Source organism: Chitinophaga sp. 9-1-y, from assembly GCF_059511905.2.
In genome coordinates this window covers 4,298,492-4,319,524 of the sequence record NZ_CM197955.1, presented here as the reverse complement: position 1 = coordinate 4,319,524, position 21,033 = coordinate 4,298,492, and the positions used below count along the sequence as shown (strand labels likewise).

Annotated in this window: 17 protein-coding genes and 1 tRNA gene; 9 read left to right on the top strand and 9 right to left on the bottom strand. The window is 45.8% G+C overall.

Features of this window, described 5'->3' with window-relative positions; all coding sequences use genetic code 11:
* Window positions 1-90: 90 nt before the first annotated feature.
* Together trxA and dnaE are read right to left on the bottom strand one after the other, a co-directional pair.
* A complete protein-coding gene (gene trxA, locus AC5ZC7_RS17005; RefSeq protein WP_133810785.1) occupies window positions 91-408 on the bottom strand; it encodes a thioredoxin in 318 nt (105 codons plus the stop codon).
* 108 nt (window positions 409-516) lie between these two features.
* A complete protein-coding gene (gene dnaE / locus AC5ZC7_RS17000; protein WP_496157716.1) occupies window positions 517-4,161 on the bottom strand; it encodes a DNA polymerase III subunit alpha in 3,645 nt (1,214 codons plus the stop codon).
* Between the two features lie 136 nt (window positions 4,162-4,297).
* Between dnaE and AC5ZC7_RS16995 the strand changes: the two genes are divergently transcribed.
* The 5 genes from AC5ZC7_RS16995 (at window position 4,298) to AC5ZC7_RS16975 (ending at window position 9,048) form a co-directional block, all read left to right on the top strand.
* Window positions 4,298-4,972 carry an NlpC/P60 family protein gene (locus AC5ZC7_RS16995; RefSeq protein ID WP_496157717.1) on the top strand — a complete coding sequence of 225 codons (675 nt, stop codon included), beginning with the start codon at window positions 4,298-4,300 and terminating at the stop codon, window positions 4,970-4,972.
* 136 nt (window positions 4,973-5,108) lie between these two features.
* Complete coding sequence (locus AC5ZC7_RS16990; protein WP_496157718.1) at window positions 5,109-6,002, top strand: hypothetical protein; 894 nt, start codon at window positions 5,109-5,111, stop codon at window positions 6,000-6,002.
* A gap of 38 nt (window positions 6,003-6,040) precedes the next feature.
* On the top strand, window positions 6,041-7,039 hold the full coding sequence (locus AC5ZC7_RS16985; protein WP_496157719.1) for a polysaccharide deacetylase family protein: 999 nt from the start codon (window positions 6,041-6,043) through the stop codon (window positions 7,037-7,039).
* A gap of 3 nt (window positions 7,040-7,042) precedes the next feature.
* Window positions 7,043-8,284 carry a glycosyltransferase gene (locus AC5ZC7_RS16980; RefSeq protein ID WP_496157720.1) on the top strand — a complete coding sequence of 414 codons (1,242 nt, stop codon included), beginning with the start codon at window positions 7,043-7,045 and terminating at the stop codon, window positions 8,282-8,284.
* A gap of 8 nt (window positions 8,285-8,292) precedes the next feature.
* A complete protein-coding gene (locus AC5ZC7_RS16975; RefSeq protein ID WP_496157721.1) occupies window positions 8,293-9,048 on the top strand; it encodes a glycosyltransferase in 756 nt (251 codons plus the stop codon).
* A gap of 110 nt (window positions 9,049-9,158) precedes the next feature.
* Here AC5ZC7_RS16975 and AC5ZC7_RS16970 read toward each other — a convergent pair whose 3' ends face one another.
* Entirely contained in the window at window positions 9,159-11,654 is a 2,496-nt protein-coding gene (locus AC5ZC7_RS16970) for a YfhO family protein (RefSeq protein WP_496157722.1), read from the bottom strand.
* Between the two features lie 344 nt (window positions 11,655-11,998).
* Here AC5ZC7_RS16970 and AC5ZC7_RS16965 point away from each other — a divergent pair, with 344 nt between their 5' ends.
* Window positions 11,999-12,805 carry a queuosine precursor transporter gene (locus AC5ZC7_RS16965; protein WP_496157723.1) on the top strand — a complete coding sequence of 269 codons (807 nt, stop codon included), beginning with the start codon at window positions 11,999-12,001 and terminating at the stop codon, window positions 12,803-12,805.
* Window positions 12,806-12,924: 119 nt separating this feature from the next.
* Here the strand turns inward: AC5ZC7_RS16965 and AC5ZC7_RS16960 are convergent, their stop codons facing one another.
* Together AC5ZC7_RS16960 and AC5ZC7_RS16955 are read right to left on the bottom strand one after the other, a co-directional pair.
* On the bottom strand, window positions 12,925-13,377 hold the full coding sequence (locus AC5ZC7_RS16960; RefSeq protein ID WP_496157724.1) for an NUDIX domain-containing protein: 453 nt from the start codon (window positions 13,375-13,377) through the stop codon (window positions 12,925-12,927).
* 20 nt (window positions 13,378-13,397) lie between these two features.
* Window positions 13,398-14,336 (bottom strand): CorA family divalent cation transporter, encoded by a 939-nt coding sequence (locus AC5ZC7_RS16955; protein ID WP_496157725.1) that lies wholly within the window; start codon window positions 14,334-14,336, stop codon window positions 13,398-13,400.
* Window positions 14,337-14,424: 88 nt separating this feature from the next.
* On the opposite strand from AC5ZC7_RS16955, the gene AC5ZC7_RS16950 reads away from it, so the two are divergent.
* A complete protein-coding gene (locus AC5ZC7_RS16950; RefSeq protein ID WP_496157726.1) occupies window positions 14,425-15,915 on the top strand; it encodes a lipopolysaccharide biosynthesis protein in 1,491 nt (496 codons plus the stop codon).
* A 57-nt stretch (window positions 15,916-15,972) separates the two neighbouring features.
* Here AC5ZC7_RS16950 and AC5ZC7_RS16945 read toward each other — a convergent pair whose 3' ends face one another.
* The 3 genes from AC5ZC7_RS16945 to AC5ZC7_RS16935 form a co-directional block, all read right to left on the bottom strand.
* Complete coding sequence (locus tag AC5ZC7_RS16945; RefSeq protein WP_496157727.1) at window positions 15,973-17,154, bottom strand: TDP-N-acetylfucosamine:lipid II N-acetylfucosaminyltransferase family protein; 1,182 nt, start codon at window positions 17,152-17,154, stop codon at window positions 15,973-15,975.
* Between the two features lie 142 nt (window positions 17,155-17,296).
* Window positions 17,297-18,082, bottom strand: coding sequence for a diaminopimelate epimerase (dapF, locus tag AC5ZC7_RS16940; RefSeq protein WP_496157728.1), 786 nt, complete (start codon window positions 18,080-18,082; stop codon window positions 17,297-17,299).
* A gap of 30 nt (window positions 18,083-18,112) precedes the next feature.
* Window positions 18,113-18,991: a phosphorylase family protein gene (locus tag AC5ZC7_RS16935; RefSeq protein WP_496157729.1), complete on the bottom strand. Its 879-nt coding sequence runs from the start codon at window positions 18,989-18,991 to the stop codon at window positions 18,113-18,115.
* Window positions 18,992-19,197: 206 nt separating this feature from the next.
* Here AC5ZC7_RS16935 and AC5ZC7_RS16930 point away from each other — a divergent pair.
* Together AC5ZC7_RS16930 and AC5ZC7_RS16925 are read left to right on the top strand one after the other, a co-directional pair.
* Window positions 19,198-19,271 (top strand) — tRNA-Cys (locus tag AC5ZC7_RS16930).
* Between the two features lie 397 nt (window positions 19,272-19,668).
* On the top strand, window positions 19,669-20,154 hold the full coding sequence (locus tag AC5ZC7_RS16925; RefSeq protein ID WP_496157730.1) for a GNAT family N-acetyltransferase: 486 nt from the start codon (window positions 19,669-19,671) through the stop codon (window positions 20,152-20,154).
* Between the two features lie 123 nt (window positions 20,155-20,277).
* Here AC5ZC7_RS16925 and AC5ZC7_RS16920 read toward each other — a convergent pair whose 3' ends face one another.
* Window positions 20,278-21,015 carry a 3-keto-alpha-glucoside-1,2-lyase-like domain-containing protein gene (locus AC5ZC7_RS16920; protein WP_496157731.1) on the bottom strand — a complete coding sequence of 246 codons (738 nt, stop codon included), beginning with the start codon at window positions 21,013-21,015 and terminating at the stop codon, window positions 20,278-20,280.
* Window positions 21,016-21,033 lie beyond the last annotated feature (18 nt).

The window sequence follows — 21,033 nt, the reverse complement described above, 5'->3', positions numbered from 1 at the left end:
GTAATCAGTGTAATCAGTTTAATCCTGAACAAGACAAAAAAAGCGCGACGGATTATTCCGTCGCGCTCCTAAACTCAGTTTTTATAAAAATTACATATTGGCCTGTATTTTTTTATCCAGTACGGATTTAGGCACAGCACCCACCTGTTTGTCCACTACCTGGCCACCTTTTACGAAAAGGATAGCAGGAATGCTGGTGATACCGTAATTGATAGATAACTGTGGATTCTGATCCACGTTAACTTTTCCAATGTTTACTTTGCCTGCGTAATCTTTAGATAATTCTTCAATTACCGGACCGATAGCGCGACAAGGACCACACCATTCTGCCCAAAAGTCAATAACAGTTAATTTATCGGAATTCAGAACTTCCGTTTCAAAGTTCGCGTCAGTGATTTCTAAAGCCATATACTACGATTTAAAATGTTTTATTTAACGATTGTTTTGATTTTTCGAATTATGTTATGTTATTATCAAATCTTAATCCACGTGCAAATTACTGCATTTTTGGCATCACTACTTATTGATTATCTCTATATACACATCAATGTCAGGTTGTTTATGCAGAAACACTGCCAGCTCGTCATTCATCTCAATATTCCGGTTAAAAGTATGCAGTTTAGCCTGTGTTTGATCGTCCCGGTCGGTCAGGTGCACATGCAGGGTACTATTGCCCGGAAAACGGTTGACATTGTCTACCAGGAAGTCTACCGTTTGTTTGTTGATGAATTTAGGCATCGTATTCAGATAAATCTGTTTGGTATGCGTTTTCTTCACTTCCTGCAGTAATTGTATGCTACTTACTTTAAACTCGTATTCATTATCGTTGAAACGCTTGGATTTGAAGCCGCCATTGATAAAGAGGCATAATCCGGGCTTCAGGTAGGGGGCAAAGCGGATAAAATCTTCACTCCAGAGGGCAAATTCAAACTTGCCGGTATAATCTTCTATGGTCATTACCCCAAATTGCCGGTTGTTACGGGAAATTCTTTCCTGGGCATTGGTGATGTATACGGCCAGCCGGAAATTACGTTCCCGGGAGCGTCCACCGGTACCGCCGGGTTGGGCGATTTCTGTCTGATATTCTACCAGTTCCTGCACGGAGTTCATATGGTAGTGTTTCATTTCAAAACGATAATCATCCAGCGGATGCCCGGAGATGTAGATACCTGTAATATCTTTCTCGTTGTTCAGTTTCATGATCAGCGGCCAGGCATCGCAGTTCGGGATTTTTGGCGGCTCTACATCCGGCAGATCATCTGCCCCGAAGAGGCTACCAATATTGGAGGAGCCGGCAGTTACCTGCTGACCGAACTTTACTATTTTATCCAGGCCATTGAGTTGCTCACCCTCCGGCTTGTGGAAGTATTGTGCACGGTGTAATTCAGGGAAGCTGTCGAAAGCACCGGACATCACCAGGGCTTCCAGTGATTTCTTGTTGACCGCACGCTGATTTACGCGTTTGATGAAATCGAAGATATTTTTGAAGGGACCTTCTTTTTTACGCTCTTCCAGCAGGTTTTCAATGGCCGCTTCACCCACACCTTTCAGGCCACCCAGGCCGAAGCGCACCTGGCCCTGCTTGTTCACCGCAAAGCCTTTGAAAGATTCATTCACATCGGGCGGTAATACGTCGATGCCCATGCGTTTGGACTCTTCCATGAAGAAGGTAATCTTTTCAATATTGCTGGCGCAGTTCAGTACCGAAGCCATATACTCAGAAGGGTAGTGGGCTTTCAGGTAGGCCGTTTGATAGGCCACAAATGCGTAGCAGGTAGAGTGCGACTTGTTGAATGCATAAGAGGCGAAGGCTTCCCAGTCTGTCCACACTTTGTCGCAGACCTTAGGGTCGTGGCCATTTTTGGCACAACCTTCCATGAATTGGGCCTTCATCTTATTCAGTACCGCGATCTGCTTCTTACCCATGGCTTTACGGAGTACGTCCGCATCCCCTTTGGAGAAGTTAGCCAGTTTCTGGCTCAGCAACATCACCTGCTCCTGGTATACCGTGATACCGTAGGTATCGTTGAGGTATTCCTCCATTTCAGCAATATCGTATTGTACCGGCTCCAGCCCGTGTTTACGACGGATAAAGGAAGGGATGTACTCCAGTGGCCCCGGACGATACAAGGCGTTCATCGCAATGAGATCGTCGAATCTATCCGGTTTCAGCTCGCGCAGGTATTTCTGCATACCGGGCGACTCGAACTGGAATGTAGCGTTGGTTTCCCCTTTTTGATAGAGGTCGTATGTTTTGGCGTCGTCCAGTGGAATATTGTCTATTTCAATGGTGATGCCGTGGTTTTGGCGGATTAGCTCCAGCGCTCCTTTGATGATGGTGAGGGTTTTCAAACCCAAAAAGTCCATCTTGATAACGCCGGCAGACTCGATAATGCTTCCTTCGAACTGGGTAACGAGGAGGTCGGAGTCTTTGGCGGTAGAAACGGGGATGAGGTCGTACAGGTCTTGCGGGGCAATGATGATACCCGCTGCGTGGATACCGGTATTACGTACAGAGCCTTCGAGTACGCAGGCTTCGCGGAGTACTTCGGCCTGGAGGTCTGTTCCGGTAATCAGTTCCCGGAGTTTCTTTACGTTTTCAATATCTTCCCCGGCGAGGCCTTCTTTATCGGCCAGACTTTTTTCTCCTTCGAGGGGGGCGTTGAAGATACGGTCCAGCTGAATGCCGGGCTTGTCTGGTACCAGTTTGGCCAGTCCGTTGGATTCTACCAGTGGCAGGTCCATTACACGGGCAACGTCCTTGATACTCATTTTAGCAGCCATGGTACCATAGGTGATGATTTGCGCCACCTGGTTACGGCCATATTTCTGTACTACGTAGTCAATTACTTTCTGACGGCCTTCATCATCGAAGTCCGTATCAATATCGGGCATGCTCTTACGTTCCGGGTTGAGGAAACGCTCAAACAGCAGGTTATACTTAATGGGGTCAATATTGGTGATGCCAATACAGTAGGCCACAGCGGAACCGGCAGCGGAACCACGACCCGGACCAATGAATACGCCCAGTTCACGGCCCGCTTTGATGAAGTCGGCCACGATGAGGAAGTAGCCGGCAAATCCCATGTTTTCAATTACCTGCAACTCAAAGTTGATACGCTCTTCAATATCAGCGGTCATTTCCTGGTAGCGGTTGCGGGCGCCTTCGAAGGTGATATGCCGCAGGTACTGGTCTTGTGTGAAAAATTCTTTTGGAATGGGGAAGTTCGGCAGCAGGATATCTCTTTTAAGATCCAGCAGCGCTACTTTATCTACAATTTCGTTGGTATTGTCAATGGCTTGCGGAAGATCATGAAACAATTTGCTCATTTCTTCCGTCGTCTTAAAATAAAACTGGTCGTTATAAAACGCGAAGCGTCCTTTTTTGGGGCCGGCCGCATCGTCGTCGGAAAAATCTTTATTGGTAGGGGTACTTTTCTTTTCACCCGTGTTGATACAAAGCAGGATGTCGTGTGCATTTGCATCTGCCTGGTCTACATAGTGAGAATCGTTGGAGGCGATTACTTTTACATTGTACTTTTCTGCAAAGCGCAGCAGCACTACGTTTACCTGGTCTTGTTCCGGAATACCGTGGCGTTGCAGCTCCACATAAAAATCATCTCCAAAAATATCCAGCCACCAGCGGAATTCTTTTTCTCCGGCTTCTTCTCCATGACGAAGAATAATCCTGGGAACGGAAGCACCGAGGCAGCAGGTAGTAGCAATGAGGCCTTTGTGGTACTGTACTACCAGTTCTTTATCGATACGTGGATATTTACCATACAGGCCTTCCATATATCCCAGTGAACAAAGTTTGATCAGGTTACGGTAACCTTCATCATCCTTTGCCAGCAATACCTGGTGGTAACGTACATCTTTTTCTTCTCTTGTAAAGGCGCGTTTATGACGGTTTTCTACCACATAAAATTCGCAGCCCACAATCGGTTTTACTTTTAATCTTTTATCTTTCGGGTCGCCCGGATTGAGTTTATTATTATATGCTTCTGCCACAAACTGGAATGCGCCAAACATATTACCATGGTCTGTAATGGCCAGGGCAGGCTGATTAGAAGCCATGGCTTTTTTATACAGTGATTTGATATCGGCAGCACCATCCAGTAAGGAGAATTGGGTATGAACGTGTAAATGGGAGAAATTCATCAGCTAATCTATTTCGTCAAGCGACAAAAGTACGGGAAAAAGGAAAGAATTACGAATTAGGAATTCGTAATTCTTTCCTAACGCCTTGGCCTTCTGCGCAATATTTGTATTTTAGCGAAAATTTAGCCTGCCGATTATGATCAGAGTAAAGGGACATTTATTTGTGAAGCTGTCGATTTGTGCCTTGTCACTTAGTTCCTGCGCTTCACTGAAGAAAAGTACTACCAGTAAGAAAACCACTACCACGCCCACTAGCAGCGGCAACAACAGGCCTGTTGAATTTATAGATGGCATTGCAACTAACCATCATCCGCGCAACAGCAATAGCTTTAACAATAAAGATATCAGCATCAGTAAAAATATTACCAGGGGTAGCGCCACACTGGAGAATGCACAGAGCTGGCAGTTTAAATATGCGCAGTTGCTGGATGTTCCCGTAGAAGACGTGCTAAACCAGAAGTTGTATGGTTTTATTGAAGAATGGTGGGGCACTCCTTATCGCTTGGGAGGGAAAAGCCGTGCAGGTATTGATTGTTCGGGATTCGTGAATACCCTGATGAATGCGGTATTCCAGTCGGGTCTTTCCGGTAACTCCGCCGACTTGTTTACACAGATAAGAAGACTCAGTGTACGTGATTTGCGCGAAGGAGACCTGGTATTTTTCCGGATTCATAAGAAGCGTATTTCCCATGTAGGCATCTATCTCGAAAACGATAAATTTGTACATGCATCTACCAGTGCCGGCGTGATTATCAGCGATCTGAATGAACCTTACTGGAAGCGCTATTTTGCCGGCGGAGGAAGACTTTAACGCCGTTCTACACATTTGTTTTATTGTTAATTTTATACGATTTTTACCGTTTTAACTTAACCACCCCGCTCTGCGGGGACTTATTACATTTATGGAATTCGCTCCCATCGTACTATTTGTTTACAACCGACCTGATTTGACGCTCAATACTTTGCAGTGCCTGAGCAAAAATGAGGAAGCGAAAGAAAGTACCTTATATGTGTACTGTGATGGCGCCAAAGCAGGGGCTTCCCCGGAACAGCTGGAACGGATTAAACAGGTGCGGGAAATAGTGCGCAGCCAGCCATGGTGTAAACAGGTAGTGATTCGGGAATCGGAGAAAAACAAAGGACTGGCTACCTCCGTAATTGACGGGGTAACAGAAGTGATTGGTCAGCACGGTAAAATAATTGTTTTGGAAGATGACCTGACGCTGTCGCCCTTCTTCCTGAAATATATGAACGATGCACTGGTCAAATATGCGGAGGAAGAAAAGCTGATGGCGGTGCATGGTTATCTGTATCCATTTGAAATGCCAGCTAACTATGCCGACACTACTTTCCTGGTGCATGACCCGGGCAGTCTCGGATGGGGTACCTGGAGCCGTGCCTGGAGCAAGTTTGAAGCGGATACCGATAAGGTGATGACTGAGATAAAAGCCAAAGGGTTGAAACGGGCATTTGATTTATGGGGTGCTTACCCGTTTTACAGGATGCTACGGCAGCATAAACAAGGTAAGGTAAGTTCCTGGGCCATTCGCTGGAGAGGTACCGCCTACCTGCATGATATGCTGACGTTATACCCGGTGAAATCGCTGGTAAGACATGATGGCAACGGCGTTGCCGCAACGCATCATAGTACCGCCGAAGATTACTTATATACAGAAGTGTGCCAGTCGCCCATCCCCGTAGGCGATATCCCGGTACAGAATAACCTGCCGATGGAGAAATTGTTTTCTAAATTTCTGCGGGCAAAAGCCGGGATGACTATTCCCGCAAAAATTAAAAACAGGCTCAAAAAATACTGGAGAAAAGTCACCGGTGGTGCTTAATATCAAGCGCGCCTGATACGATTATAAAGTACTATCTGATGGGAAACGTGAGTCAAAAAGTATTTTCAGTGATGCACTATGTGGCGAACAAAGTGCAGCGGCCGGCAGTGATCTTATTGTATCACCGGGTCACTACCTTACAGCAGGACCCGCAGGACTTGTCTGTTACGCCCGCCAACTTCAATGCACAGCTTACCCACCTGGCATCTGACTATACTGTACTGGATGCCGATCGCTTTTTATATCACGTAAAAAATAAGAAGGCATTCCCGGAAAGGTCTGTGTTTATTACGTTTGATGACGGATACGCCGACAACTACCACGAAGCGTTGCCGATATTGACGCAACGGCAGGTACCTGCCCTTTTTTATATCACCACTTCCAAACTGAATACGAATTACGAGTTGTGGTGGGATGACCTGGAACGTATCCTGCTCACCGACAGCAATCTGCCACCGGTATTACGTATTCATATTAACGGGCAGATGTGGCAATACCCCACAGACACGCTCACGGCTATACGGGAAACCTATTATGCCCTGCAGCAGGTGTTACGTTTCTGCAAACCGGATATGATTGATGCCGCGATGGCGCAATTATATGAATGGTCCGGCAAAGATGCTATTGGCCGGCCTACGCATCGCCTTATGACCTGGGACGAACTAAAAGGGATGAACAATGCAGCCTATGCTACCATTGGTTGCCACACCCACCGGCATCCGGCAGTAGGGATGTTGAGCTACGAAGAACAATATGAAGAAATAGGCAGGTCGAAGGAAATACTGGAAAGCACACTGGGCGCGCCCCAGGTACATTTCTCTTATCCTTTTGGCGGCCGGAAATTCCTGGGAACCAAACGTTATTACAACGCAGATAGTATAAAAGCCTGTCAGAAACTGGGTTTACAACTGGTGACGGCCAATTACTACGGACAGGTGCATAGCTGGAGCAATCCATATGCCTTGCCCCGTATCCTGGTGCGCGACTGGCCCATTGACGTATTTCGCAGGCATATGCAACAGTTCTTTAAATACTAGCGGGTGAGAATACTTTTTATCAATAAATATGAGAACAGCGGCGGTGCAGCGATTGCAGCGCAACGGATAGCAGCCGGGCTTTCGCAGTATTATCATACCGACAATCATTTTGTGGTAGGTACGCACCGGGCATCTGCCGGTGTTACTGTTACCCGTCCGGGTATGGTACGCAATGTGATAGAAAGAGGACTGAATGTAGTCAGCAATAAGCTGGGGTTACAATATTTATATTTTCCTTTCTCTACGCCGGTCATCATGCGTGCTGCGCGTGCTTTTCAGCCGGACGTTATCAGTTTACATAATATACACGGTGGCTACTTTGATGCTACGTTGTTGCCGCGTTTGTCCGTACTCGCCCCGGTAGTGTGGACCCTGCATGATATGTGGGCCCTGACCGGCAATGCCGCGCATACTTTTGGCGACACCGCCTGGAAATCAGGCAGGGCCGGCAAATCGGAGCATACACATTCCCCTGCCATGGGATTACCCACCGGTAATTACCTCATGCGCAGAAAGCAACGCCTGTATGCCGCGAGCGACCTGCACATCGTTTCTCCTTCTGAATGGCTATACAATATGACCCTGGAAAGTCCGCTCACCCGGGAGGAGCCGTTATATCATATTCCCAATCCGATTGATACAGATTATTTTCTGCCACAGGACCGGGCCGCTTCCCGGCAGGCGTTGGGATTACCGGCAGATGCGTCCGTTATTACCTTTGTATCCGAAAGGCTGTTTAACAGCGAGTTTAAAGGAGGCGCGGAATTACTGCAAATATTACAACGGCTGGATCAACAGCTGACACATAAAGTATACCTGCTCATGATTGGCAGGGATCGCCTACCGGGCACCTTCAGGCACCTGGAGTGTGTGTACACCGGATACGTGAAGGATACGCAGAAAATGATGCAGTGCTATAGCGCCAGTGATATATTCTTCTATCCCACCAAAGCAGATAACCTGCCCAATGTGTTGATAGAAGCCAGCAGTTGTGAAACGGCCTGTATTACGTTTGATGTAGGTGGTTGCCGGGAAATAGTAAAGCATGGGGAAACGGGGTATGTGATAGCGCCAGGCAACCAGGAACAATTTGCGGCGCATACGTTGTCTTTATTGCAGGACCCGGTGCGTTGCCGCCTGTTCGGTAAGGCGGCGCGGGCATACGTAGAACAGCGTTTTAGTATGCCGGTGGTAGCCAAACAATATTATGAGTTGTTTCAATCCGTGGTAAAGGAACCACTATAATTATTTACATGAGCCAATCAGCAAACCCGGTATTGAGTATTATCACCGTATGTTTTAATGCGGAGAAATTTATAGAAAGCACCATTCAGAGCGTGCTGGCGCAAACCTATCCGCATATTGAATACATTATTGTGGATGGCGCTTCCAGGGATAATACGCTGGGGGTGATTGAGAAATACCGTTCCCGTATTGCCAAAGTGATTTCTGAAAAAGATAAGGGCCTGTATGATGCCATGAATAAAGGTATGCAGCTGGCTACAGGGGACTACCTGTTGTTTTTAAATGCAGATGATGTATTGGCGGATGCAACGGTGGTGAGTAAAATGTTTGCTACCTGTGCGCATGCAGACGTATACTACGGGGAAGCCATGTTCATGGATGAAAATGGGGTGGATATTGGCCTGCGTTCTGAACAAACGCCGCATCAGGTGCCGGAGCAGCTTACCTGGAAAAGCCTGAAACATGGTATGGTAGTGTCGCACCAGGCCTATGTGATTCGTCGTAGTTTAAGCCCGTTATATGATTTGCAATATAAAGTTTGTGCAGATATAGACTGGATGATCCGTACTTTAAAGGCGTCCAGGAACATTTGTCATACACATGTGGTGGTAGCGCGATTCAGGGTAGGTGGTACTTCCAAGCAACATCAGCAACTGGCCTGGAAGGAACGGTATAAGATACTGAGCCGTTATTACGGGCATATTCCCAATTTTGCGCATCATTTGTTCATAGGATTGCGATACATCTTTTCCAAGCGATACTAGAGAAAGCCGAAAGCATAAAGGAGAAAGCAAAAAGCCATTGAGGCGAATGATATAAGCGGAAATAACCTTACGCTTTAATCATTCGCCTCAATGGCTTTTTGCTTTCTCCTTTATGCTTTCGGCTCCCCTTTGATGTATTGATAAAAATCCCATCCAAAGATAGCAGCTACCAGGAGCAGCAGCAATATGGAAGAAATGCCTGCAATTTTTAAGCCGGTGAATATTTTCGTAGGCTCGAAGCGCATTTCAATTTTATGGTCACCTGCAGGAATTTTGATACCACGCAGCGCATAGTCGGTGCGGATGATATCAGCGGGATTGCCATCGATAAATGCTTTCCAGCCGGCAGGGTAGTATATTTCAGAGAATACACCAAAACCTTCCTGTGGGTTATGCGATGCATATTCCAGTTTATTCAGGCCGTATTTGGTGAGCTTGATGCTGGCGCTGCTGTCGGCGCCGGGTTTGAAAGCACCCAGTTGTGCAGCAAAGCGTTTGTCAATGACAGCGGAATCGCGGGTGTTCAGGTAGTCCAGCGTTTTCATTTCTGTATTGGCGTCTGGCGCCCAGATGATATCTTTCACAAACCAGGCATTCCCGTAAGCGCCAGGATTACGTTGAGCAACGGGTTGGCCGCCCTTCTGATCAGGTACAATAAAATATTTCGTGTTGAGCATGTTCAGCACGTGCATATTTTGTTTGGAGATCTGATGGGTGATGAGATCCTGGTAGATCCACAATTTAGCGGGGCTGTAGCCGCCGATATTTTTGTGGAAGTAGGAAGGGGAGGCATCATCAAACGGTGCTGTAGTAACATTAAATACGCGGTAGTAAGGATCCGGGTCCTGTTTGATTTGCTGGTCAGCAGCAGACGGCTGCATTACCTGCATATAGCTCATATCATCTACGAAGCTATCGTTGTTCAGGTAATTTTTATCTACCTGCAAGAGGTCGATGGCAACTGCGCCGGTGATGATGAGGAGGGCAGCCTGCCATTTTATTTTATCCTTGAGATAGGCCCAGATAGCACCTGCCGCAATAAGGATGAAGATAGCAGAGCGGAATGCATCTTTGATGAGCAGGCTACTGCGATCTTTTTCCAGGGCGCGGATCAGGAGTTTACCATTTTCTTCGCCGCCCATCATCTGGGAGAAATAGCCCAGCATATTGGCATCGCTGGCACTGCTGAAGCCGGTGAAGAAATAGCTGATTAACACAAAGCTGAGGAGTATACCACCTGTAATGAACAGGGCTTCTTTCAGTTTTTTCAGCAGATCCGCTTTGGAGAGTTTGCTGCTGATCACTTCCTGTAATCCCCAGCATCCCAACACTACGAAAGTGAGAGAAGGCAGTACCAATGCCTGTGCAGGTGCACGGAATTTGTTATAGAGGGGGAGATGATAGAACAGGAAGTCGTTGATGAATGCCAGGTTCTTACCCCATGCCAGTATGAAGCCTACAATGGTTACTGCTACCAACCACCATTTATGCCAGCTTTTCACTAACAGTAACGATAATACGAACAGGAAGCAAATGATAGCACCAACATATACCGGGCCGGAGGTGCCTTTGGACTGGGCGCCATAGTATACCGGTAATTTCTGTTGTTCAACAAATTGCTCCACCTGTTGGGCAGGTACGCCCAGGCTGACCATTTGTTGTGCAAAGTTGGAATTGCTGCCCAGTTTCTGTGCAGAAGAGTTACCTACGTAACCAGGAATCAGGAAGGTACCTGATTCAGCCTTACCATAGCTCCAGTCGTATGCGTAGTCTATATCCAGACCAGTAGATTTCTTTTGTGTAATATCGCCCTGGTCGAGGGTGAGTTCGGATTTGCTGCCACGCATTGTATAATCGGTATACTCGCGGAGCATCAACAGGCTGTCCATGGAAGTAAGTACTGCCAGTGTACCGGCAATGGCGAGCAGGCCGGATGCTTTTAAGAACTGTGGTATTTGCTTCTCCCGGAGGGCATGAACAAAAGCGCCCACTGCCAGGCAGCCCACCATGATCAGGGTATAATAAATAATCTGCAGGTGGTTATTATAGATGAGCATGCCGGTAGCCAGGGCTGTTAATGCAGCGCCGGTGAGTAGCTTGCCACGGTAGGCGAGTATAATTCCCGCCAATACAGCCGGCATCAGCGCGATGTCGAACATTTTGGTGATATGGCCTACGTCTATAATGATCACGTTGTAGGAGCAAAACGTAAAGGCAACGGCTCCCATGACACGGATCCAGTATTTGAAATCCAGGACGCTAAGGAGCAGGTACATGCTCAGCATCGCCATGAGCAACATATTAATAGGGAAAGGCGTTTTCAGGGTAGTGACCGCGTTCATGTAGGCCATCCGGTTGGAACCAGGACCAGTATAAATCACATAAGACGGCATGCCTGAAAACATGCTGTTGGTCCATAAAGGGCGTTCACCGGTTGCTTCATAAAAGTCCTTTGCCTCTTTCGCCATTCCCTCCACATTCTTCATATCGGCCTGGTTTACTACTTTACCTTCCAGGACGGGAGAACAATACACCACCGCCAACAGCAGGAAGATACCTATTGCTGCAAGGTGCGGAAGAATGGCTTTTAGCCAGTTTTGCTTCATCGGATATTTTGGATTTAGTTTTAAAGAAACAAAAATAACTGTAATTTATCCGAAATTTCAATATGCGCTGGATACGGTTCCTTCTAAAATTTGCTTTTATATGCAATCTTTGCTTTCTAATCAGTGAAATCCTGCGTATTACGGTATATGATCATTCGTTAGATACTGTCGTGAATCATGTGCTGGTATTGGGTGTGGGGATTGCTTTCCCGTTGAATGGATTGGTTTGTGTGCTGACCGGGCTGCTGCTATTGTTAAAAAAAATACAATGGAAGACATTGCCTCCCTGGCTATATTTGCTCAACATTGCCATTTTTATATTTCAACTCATAGTTAATTACTAAATGATCAAGCATCTGTTAAACGACAAGCCTACTAAGCTGTTCGTTATATTCACCAGTTTTTTTGTGGCCAACGCATTGATTGCGGAATGTATTGGCGGAAAGCTATTCTCACTGGAACAACTATTTGGTCAGACACCGCATAAATTTACCCTGTTTGGAGAGGCGGGATTATCCTATACGTTAACCGCAGGGGTATTGTTGTGGCCATTAGAGTTTGTGATGACGGATATTGTGAATGAATATTTTGGCCCGAAGGCGGTGCGCCGTATTTCTTACATCGCAGTGGCACTGATTTCTTATGCCTTCATTATGTTTATGGTGGCTATCAATGTACCGGCAGACGGCTGGTGGGTAGGTAGCAAGGCTGCAGATGGTGTTCCCAATATGCAAACCGCCTTTACCAGCATTTTTGGACAGGGCATGTGGATCATTCTCGGTAGCTTAACCGCTTTCCTGGTAAGCCAGATCGTGGATGTAACGGTATTTCACCGTATTAAAAAACGTACCGGCGATAAGCATGTATGGCTGCGGGCTACAGGTTCCACTATTGTGTCGCAACTGGTAGACAGCTTTATTGTATTGTTTATTGCCTTTAAGCTGGGGAATAACTGGAGCTGGCAACGGGTACTCGCCATTTGTATGGTGAACTACAGCTACAAATTTGTACTGGCAGTGGCACTTACACCATTAATCTACCTGTTGGAGCACCGGATAGAACGTTTCCTGGGGCATGACCTGGCGAAAAAAATGAAGTTAGCGGCTATGGGCAAAGAGCATCCGCTGGTGGATCCGGTAGTTAATGAATAGCAGAAAGCATAAAGGAGAAAGCAAAAAGCTATTGAGAAGAATGACTTTTGCGGATATTAATTCGCTTTGATCATTCACCTCAATAGCTTTTTGCTTTCTCCTTTATGCTTTCTGCTCTATTAGTATCTTTCTTTAACAATATCTGCCACTACTTTATCGATGGGCAAGGTAACCGCATCGGAGGAAAACTCGTTCCAGTCTATCCAGCGGGCGCGCTCTACTTCTTCTACGCCTTCTGGTACCGTAAAGTCAAAAGGAGTAGTACTTACGTTGGCCGTAAAAGGAGAGGTAGGGCTGACCAGGTAATAGATAGAGATGATTTGTGTTTCGTTATCAAAAGCAGAGATCTGGAAGAAGTCGGTAGTATAAATGTGCTCTACTACTTTTACATCTTGCCCCAGTTCTTCCTGCCATTCTCTTATCACACATTCGATGGTGCCTTCACCAAATTCGAGGCCCCCACCGGGGAATTTGGTAAAATAACCGCCACGGATATACTCATCGCTGACCAGCACCTGCTGGTGTTCGTTGATCATGATACCGTAAACTCTTACGTTAAATCCTGTTTTCATATGGTTGTATCAGTTAATGGTCAGAACCATTTCTTCTTCATAAAATACCAGCTGATCACTACAGAAATAGCAATCGAAAGGATGACTGGTATATAGAAGGCGTGCATGGTATGCTGATAGGGGATGTCTACGTTCATGCCATAGATACTGGCCACCAGCATGGGAAATGTAAGGATAATGGTAATGGACGTCAGGCGTTTCATTACCACGTTCAGGTTATTGGAGATGATGCTTGCAAAGGCATCCATGGTACTACTGAGGATATTGGTGTATACGTTGGCCATTTCCAGTGCCTGGGAAGTATCTACAATTAAATCATGCAGAAATTCCTTTTCATCTTCGTTGAGGCCCAGGAAATTGGTCCGTTCCAGCTTCATCAGCAGGAGTTCATTGCTGCGCAGGGCAGTCACGAAGTATACCAGGCTTTTCTGGATACGCATGATACCCAATAGCTCTTCATTCCGGTTGGAATCATAGAGTTTAGCTTCCAGCATATTCCTGCGCTGGTTGATTTCTTTCAGGTAATCGAGGAAATTGATGACCACTTTTTCGAAGATTTTCAGCACCATCATATTCCTTTTCTCCGGGGAGCGGTTATGGAAGGTGTTCAGAAATTTCTTGATCGCCGTATTATCAAAGGAGTTGACCGTGATAATCTGGTGGTGGGTCAGGATAATTACAATCGGGATAGTGATATAGAAGGCATCACTTTCGTTGATCGAATTATTTTCGGTGGGGGTTTTCAGTACAATGAGTTTCACATTGTCTTCCAGCTCATACCTTGATTTTTCGTCGATATCGAGGGAATCCGTGAGGAAGTCCAGCGGGATATCCAACTCTTCGGATAACTGTTCAAATTCAGCCTGTTTCAGGGGAGGGGTAATATTTACCCAGGCACCGTTTTCCGGCTGTTTTATTTCAACAGTTTTGGAATCTATATTTGTGAAATACTGGATCATCGGGCGCAAAGGTAGTTAAAATGTTGAATCCTGTTCCATTTAGCGTAATATTGCAAATTAGGGAATAGTTAATTTTATTTATATATAAATGGGCGTAATAAAACAACAGAGTATCAATTCAACATTGTTGATTTACCTTGGTTTTGCGGTAGGAGGTATTAACATTGTATTCTTATTTCCCCATGTATTCAGCAAGGAGCAGTTTGCACTGACCCGCCTGTTACCTGAAATTGCCATGATCCTGGTGCCGGTATGTACCCTGAGTTCGGTGCCAACCATTAGCCGGTTTTTCCCCTACTATTCCAGTCACCTGAAGAATAAAGATAACGATATGTTAACCTGGGCGTTGGTAGCTACGCTGATAGGGTTTACTTTGTTTGTGGCCGGTACTTTCCTTTTCAAAAGCCTGATTGTAGGAGCTTATATAGAGAAGTCGCGGTTGTTTATTGAATATTTTTACCTGTTATATCCCAACGTTTTTTTGTTTGCGGTATTTGCTGTTTTCGAAAGTTACAGTGGCTCGCGGCACTTGTCTGTGTTCCCGAATTTCCTGAAAGAGCTGGTACTGCGTTTACTGACCACGGTATTGATAGTGGCTTATTATTTCAGATGGATCAACCTGGATACTTTCTTCTGGTTGTTTTCACTGCTGTATGGGATATTGCTGGTGGCGTTGATGGTATACCTGTATCAGCGCGACTTTCTGCATTTCACCTTTAAGGTGAGCAAGGTGACGCGAAGATTGTCCAGGCGGATGGCGACTTACTCTTTCTCGTTATTGGGGGCTATCTTATTTTCGTTGCTGGCAAAGAATATTGCGCCGCTAATTCTTGCCAGTACCGGTGGATTGGAAGATGTGGCTTACCTCACTATTGTTACCTATGTATCTACCCTGATATTGATTCCGCAGCGCAGTATGTCTGCCATTGGTTTGCCGGTGCTGGCCCAGGCATGGAAAGAGCGGGATATGGCGAAGATTGACGAAGTGTATACCAAGTCGTCTTTGTTACAACTGATTTACGGCCTGTTTATTTTTCTCATTATCTGGCTGAACATTGATAACTTTTTCAAGTTGTTACCAGCAGGATATAGTCAGGGGAAATATGTAGTGCTCTACCTGTGTTTGGCCCGGGTAATAGATATGGGAACAGGTTTAAACAGCCAGGTGCTGGCAACGTCCCGTTTCTGGCGTTATGATTTGTATAGCTCTATTGTGTTGCTGGCGTTGTCTTTCCCGCTGAATTTTTTCCTGATCAAGACGTTGGGAATGATAGGATCGGGGTATGCTGAACTCATTTCCATATTTGTGTTTAATCTTATCAGGTACCTGTTTCTCTGGATTAAGTTTGATTTGCAACCCTTTACTATGAATACGGTGAAAGCCATCGCCGTAGGGCTGGTAGCGTACCTGGCTACCATGTGGATCCCGTTTATGATACATCCGATTATAGATATTGCTATCAGGGGAGCTTTGTTTGCTGTGCTCTTTGCTTCGCTGATGTTGGTGTTCAGGGTGTCCGGGGATATTAACAGCACCGTGTATACTACGTGGAATAAGTTAATGAGGAGAGGGGAGTAAGTAGGGTGTTTTTAGTGGTATCACTTTTGGTGATACCACTAAAAAGTAGGTTGTGCTTTAATTTAAAAATTCCTTCAATGACGCCAGTTTTTCTGTTTCATCAAACAGCCTGTCTACCACCGCCACATTTTTCTGAATAGTATCTGCATCCAGCGGTGTTTTAAATTCTTCAAAATCCATCGTACCAATTTCCCTGGAGTCAAAAATGGTGATATCATTTGTTTTCAACAACTCGTAAAGGGTGCTATTACTGTGCAGGAAGATTTTCTTGCCTCTGTATAATAATGCCAGCACATTACCAGCAGCCTGGGAACGATAGTGGAACATCACCGCTACATCTACCTGTGCGAGCATTTTGTAATACTCATCCCGCGCGAGGAAGCTCCGTAACGCCATTACTTTATCTGCGCCAAAGATGCGGATGGCCTCACTTTGTACGAAATCTGCGTATTGGGTGTTGCCATAGTTCAGTGGGATGACCAGCTTAATGGGCTTGTCTTTGTAGGCAGATAAGGCCTGTAATGCTTCCAGGTGGTTATTGGTGATGGTGTCTGAATTGCCCAGCAGGATGGTGGTTACGCCGCTGTTTTTTGCAGTGGCGTTCATCACCGCCAGTTCATCCGCATTTGGTTTTTGACCACAGTCGTAAAAGAAATATTTATGTTGAGCGGGTGTGGTATAATGATTCAGCACCCATTGGTAGTCGATTTGACTCCAGTGGAGAAAGAGGTTGAGTCGTTTGAAGAAAAGGTCGCGGGTGCGGGCGATGGTTCGTTCCGGGCCCTGGTAATTGAAAAAACGTTGGGCGAAGGACGTTAGTACCCGTTTAGGCCGCATTGGATTGAGCTTGAGCTTTGGGCGTCCTTCTGTTTTTTCAAAGTAAGGCAGGCTTAATGGTCCGTAAATCGTTTTTTTGAAGCGGGAAGCCGGGATTTCCACCACATCACCACCCCAGAAAAACATACCGGTGACTACATCGGGAGGGAGACTGAGTACCGCTTGTACGGCCAGGTCAGAAGCCCAGTGTACAAATACTTTGTCTTTATTTGTTATTTTTTTTAAGATGGCTTTGAACGCAGGTGTATAAAAGGGGGCAAAAGTTACCAGGTCGGACTTAACGAATTTTGATTTGTTTTTCCAGTTATCAATGATGTACACATTTTTCCCCGGAGCTACTTTTTCTGCATCACGAATGAAGTCATTGATGAACTTATCGTCAACCATTAAGTGATAATTCATGCCAGTTTGTTTAGGTTGCTGCTAAAAATGAATTACGAATTAGGGATTACGAATTACGGATTTGTGGGGAGATGATAGCGAATATTTTCGCGTTAATGATCTTCTCACAAATCCGTAATTCGTAATTTCTAATTCGTAATTTTTACTTTACGGTAATATCGCCTTCAAATACCAGTGTAGCGGGGCCACAGAGCCATATATCGCTGAAGGTACGTTCTCCGGTTTTAGAGAAGCGTACTTCCAGTTGTCCGCCTAATGTTTGTACGGGTATGGTGTATGCTTTAGTTTCTTTGCCTGCAAATGTTAATGCGGCGGCGGTTACGCCGGTACCACAGGAATAGGTTTCATCTTCCACGCCTCTTTCGTAGGTGCGGACAAAGATGCCATTTTCGAAGGGCTGAACGAAATTGACATTGGTACCTTCGGCTGCAAAGCGTTCGTTGTAGCGGATGCCGCGGCCTTCATTGAAAACGTCTACAGCCTGCACGTCTTCCACAAATTTTACGAAGTGTGGGGAGCCGGTGTTCAGGTAATAGTAGAGGGGGCCATGTTCTACGTCATGGACGTCTGACATTTTCAGGTTTACCCAGCTGTCGCCGTCCATGGTAGCCTCGTGTTCGCCGTCTACTGCGATGAAGTAGAGGTTGCCATCGCCTACGCCCATTTTGTGGGCAAAGGCAACGAGGCATCTGCCGCCGTTGCCGCACATGGTACCTTCACGGCCATCTGCGTTATAATATTTCATGGCGAAGTCGTAGTCTTCGCTTTTATTCAGCAACATTAATCCATCTGCACCGATGCCAAAGCGGCGATCGCACAATTCATTCACCTGTTCGTCTGTGAGCCAGTCGTATTTTCCGTCGCGGTTATCCATGATGACGAAGTCATTTCCGGTACCCTGGTATTTATAAAAGTGGATATTGTTCATGATCACAAAGATAAAAAAATAAGCGAAGGCTTATATACCGGCAATGATGCCAAGTCCTTTTTCAATCAGGGCCGCTACTGCGGCACCGCCGTCTTTACTGAATTCTTTGCGGATACGGTTGGCAACGATGGCGCTGACAGAGAGGCATTCATGACCGAGTACCCGTCCCATTCCATAAATGGCGGATGTTTCCATTTCGAAATTGGTGATGCGGTGTGACTCGTAGGAGAAGCCGGTGAGGTTATCGATCAGGTTTGGATTGGATAAGGTACCGCGCAGTACCCGGCCCTGTGGTGCATAAAAACCGGGGCAGGTAACGGTGATGCCTGTATGAAAACCATCTTTGAAATGATCGTGTAATTTGGCAGATGCTTCAAAGAGGCATGGATTAGCGCCGCCGGGTTGCAGGAATACCTGTCCGCGGAAGGCTTCCAGCAGTTGTTTTTCAGCAGTGGTATTTTCAAAGGCGTAGTAAGGCATGAGGTTATCGAGGCCCAGGCCATGGGAGGATACCACGAAGCTGTCTACCGGGATAGCTTCCTGCAGGGCACCGGAAGTACCGAGGCGTATAATCTGTAAGGAAGTGAGGGCAGGTTTAACGAGCCGGGTATTGAAATCAATATTTACCAGTGCATCCAGTTCATTGAGTACGATATCGATGTTGTCTGTACCAATGCCGGTAGAGACTACTGATAAACGTTTATTACCTATATAACCGGTATGTGTAACAAATTCGCGGTGCTGAAATTTTCCTTCTATTTTATCGAAGTGTTGACTTACGGCGCTTACACGATCGGGGTCGCCAACGGTGATGATGGTGTGGGCCAGCTCATCTGGTCTTACATCCAGGTGATACACGGCTCCGCGGCTGTTGATGATCAGTTCTGATTCAGCAATACGATTATCCATTGTACTAGTTTTTATTTTTCACGAATCAACAATTCCTGTTTTCCAGGGTCAATATTCCTTCCTTCTGCCTTATTATCAAAATATTTTTTAGATATTTTTTAAATAATATTTGGTGGTAATCAGAAATTTACTACTTTTGCAATCCCACAAAACGAATGAGATGTACGCCAGTGGGGCAATCAGGCGGACGTTTCAAAACAACAAATGGTTCCGTGGCCGAGTGGCTAGGCAGAGGTCTGCAAAACCTCGTACAGCGGTTCGAATCCGCTCGGAACCTCCAAAGAAAAGATAAAAGCCGCGTATATCGCGGCTTTTTCTTTTTTATCTCCCCTGGCTTTTTATTTTACAGAACGAGCCCTTGCGGTAGCCCTGCCACATCTACAAAGCCTTACTGCTGGCAGGTTTCAGTTGTTCAAAATAATTATTTTGATAGTGATGAAAATGTGGATGTAAAAGGTTATATTGCATCCCCCGCATTAGGCAGGATGAATAAGCAGAAGGCATGACATTTATCAATGATATACTAATGCTATAGATCACAGCGTATGTAATTTTGATAATAAAGATATCTGGCAACATAGCTACTAAAAAGCGATGTTGTTTACAACTATCCAAGCAAACGGCCTTCTGCATGCAGAAGGCCGTTTGCGTTTTATATACAATTAAAAGAAGTGGTTATGACAGAGATTATTAAAGTAACCGCCGAAGATTCCAAGCACCTGGACCAGGTGAAGCTGCTTTTTCGCGAATATGCCAATTGGTTAAATGTTGACCTGAGTTTTCAGCAATTTGAAGAAGAGCTGGCGCACTTGCCCGGCGTATATGTACCTCCTACCGGGGCCTTGTTCCTGGCATTGGTGGATGGGAAGTTGGCAGGTTGTGTAGCAGTGAGATCATTCGACAACAGTATTGCAGAGATGAAACGCCTTTTTGTAAAGGATGCTTTTAAAGGACATGGTGTGGGGAAAGCCCTTGCCACGGCCGCTATTGAAGAAAGTAAGCGACTGGGGTATAAGCGTATTTTGCTCGATACCCTGGCACATATGCGTTCTGCTATTGAGTTATATACTTCATTAGGCTTTCAGCCTATTGCGGCGTATTATGATAACCCCATCAGCGATGCGGTGTATTTATCACTCAATATAGAGCCGGCGGCAGTGTGAGCATAAAGCTGAAAGCAAAAAGCAAAAAGCCATTGACGCGTATGATAGTAGCGGATATTAATTCTACGCTTTAATCATTCGCTTTGATGGCTTTTTGCTTTTTGCTTTCAGCTTTATGCTCTTTTAGAGCGTTCTGATCCAGATGTTACGATAACTTACCGGATTGCCATGATCCTGCAGGGCAATAGATTTCGGGCCGTGTTTTACATAAGACGGTTTGCCGATGTATTGTGTTTGTCCCTCCAGTTCCACGTTATTTTGTACCAATACGCCATTTTGCAATACAGTAGCCCGTGCGGGTGATTTAAGGGAGCCATCGTCGTTAAAACGTGGCGCGGTCCAGATCACATCATATGTTTGCCATTCGCCCGGTTTTTTGCAGGCATTTACCAGCGGAATTTTTTGTTTGTAGAAGCTGCCGGCCTGGCCGTTGGAGTAAGTACGGTTATTGTAGTTATCCAATACCTGTAGTTCGTAGTATTCCTGCATGAAAATGCCGCTGTTACCGCGTCCCTGGCTTTCTCCCTTTACTTCGGCAGGTGTACGCCATTCAATATGCAATTGAAAATCCTCGAATTGTTGTTTGGTTTTAATGATACCACTGCCTTTTATCACAGTCATGATGTCATCTTTTACTTCCCAGGTAGCCGGACCTCCTTTGTCTGATTCCCAGTTGTCCAGGTTTTTGCCATTGAACAGTACAATGGCATCGGAAGGGGCGGAGAGTATTTCAGTACCCGGTGTAATTACTTTGGGTACCGGCTCCCAAACCTCTGTGGCTTCGGGTTTCATCTGCTCATTATTTTGCGCTGCTGCGGTGAGCGACCATAAAGTACAGGCAGATAGCAATAGCGTACGCATGTGTTATTTTTATTTTTT

Bases quoted from the DNA above. Each gene is read 5' to 3' on its own strand.
- trxA (WP_133810785.1), bottom strand. From the start codon at position 408: ATGGCTTTAGAAATCACTGACGCGAACTTTGAAACGGAAGTTCTGAAT.
- dnaE (WP_496157716.1), bottom strand. From the start codon at position 4,161: ATGAATTTCTCCCATTTACACGTTCATACCCAATTCTCCTTACTGGAT.
- AC5ZC7_RS16995 (WP_496157717.1), top strand. From the start codon at position 4,298: ATGATCAGAGTAAAGGGACATTTATTTGTGAAGCTGTCGATTTGTGCC.
- AC5ZC7_RS16985 (WP_496157719.1), top strand. From the start codon at position 6,041: ATGGGAAACGTGAGTCAAAAAGTATTTTCAGTGATGCACTATGTGGCG.
- AC5ZC7_RS16975 (WP_496157721.1), top strand. From the start codon at position 8,293: ATGAGCCAATCAGCAAACCCGGTATTGAGTATTATCACCGTATGTTTT.
- AC5ZC7_RS16970 (WP_496157722.1), bottom strand. From the start codon at position 11,654: ATGAAGCAAAACTGGCTAAAAGCCATTCTTCCGCACCTTGCAGCAATA.
- AC5ZC7_RS16965 (WP_496157723.1), top strand. From the start codon at position 11,999: ATGATCAAGCATCTGTTAAACGACAAGCCTACTAAGCTGTTCGTTATA.
- AC5ZC7_RS16960 (WP_496157724.1), bottom strand. From the start codon at position 13,377: ATGAAAACAGGATTTAACGTAAGAGTTTACGGTATCATGATCAACGAA.
- AC5ZC7_RS16955 (WP_496157725.1), bottom strand. From the start codon at position 14,336: ATGATCCAGTATTTCACAAATATAGATTCCAAAACTGTTGAAATAAAA.
- AC5ZC7_RS16950 (WP_496157726.1), top strand. From the start codon at position 14,425: ATGGGCGTAATAAAACAACAGAGTATCAATTCAACATTGTTGATTTAC.
- AC5ZC7_RS16945 (WP_496157727.1), bottom strand. From the start codon at position 17,154: ATGAATTATCACTTAATGGTTGACGATAAGTTCATCAATGACTTCATT.
- dapF (WP_496157728.1), bottom strand. From the start codon at position 18,082: ATGAACAATATCCACTTTTATAAATACCAGGGTACCGGAAATGACTTC.
- AC5ZC7_RS16935 (WP_496157729.1), bottom strand. From the start codon at position 18,991: ATGGATAATCGTATTGCTGAATCAGAACTGATCATCAACAGCCGCGGA.
- AC5ZC7_RS16925 (WP_496157730.1), top strand. From the start codon at position 19,669: ATGACAGAGATTATTAAAGTAACCGCCGAAGATTCCAAGCACCTGGAC.
- AC5ZC7_RS16920 (WP_496157731.1), bottom strand. From the start codon at position 21,015: ATGCGTACGCTATTGCTATCTGCCTGTACTTTATGGTCGCTCACCGCA.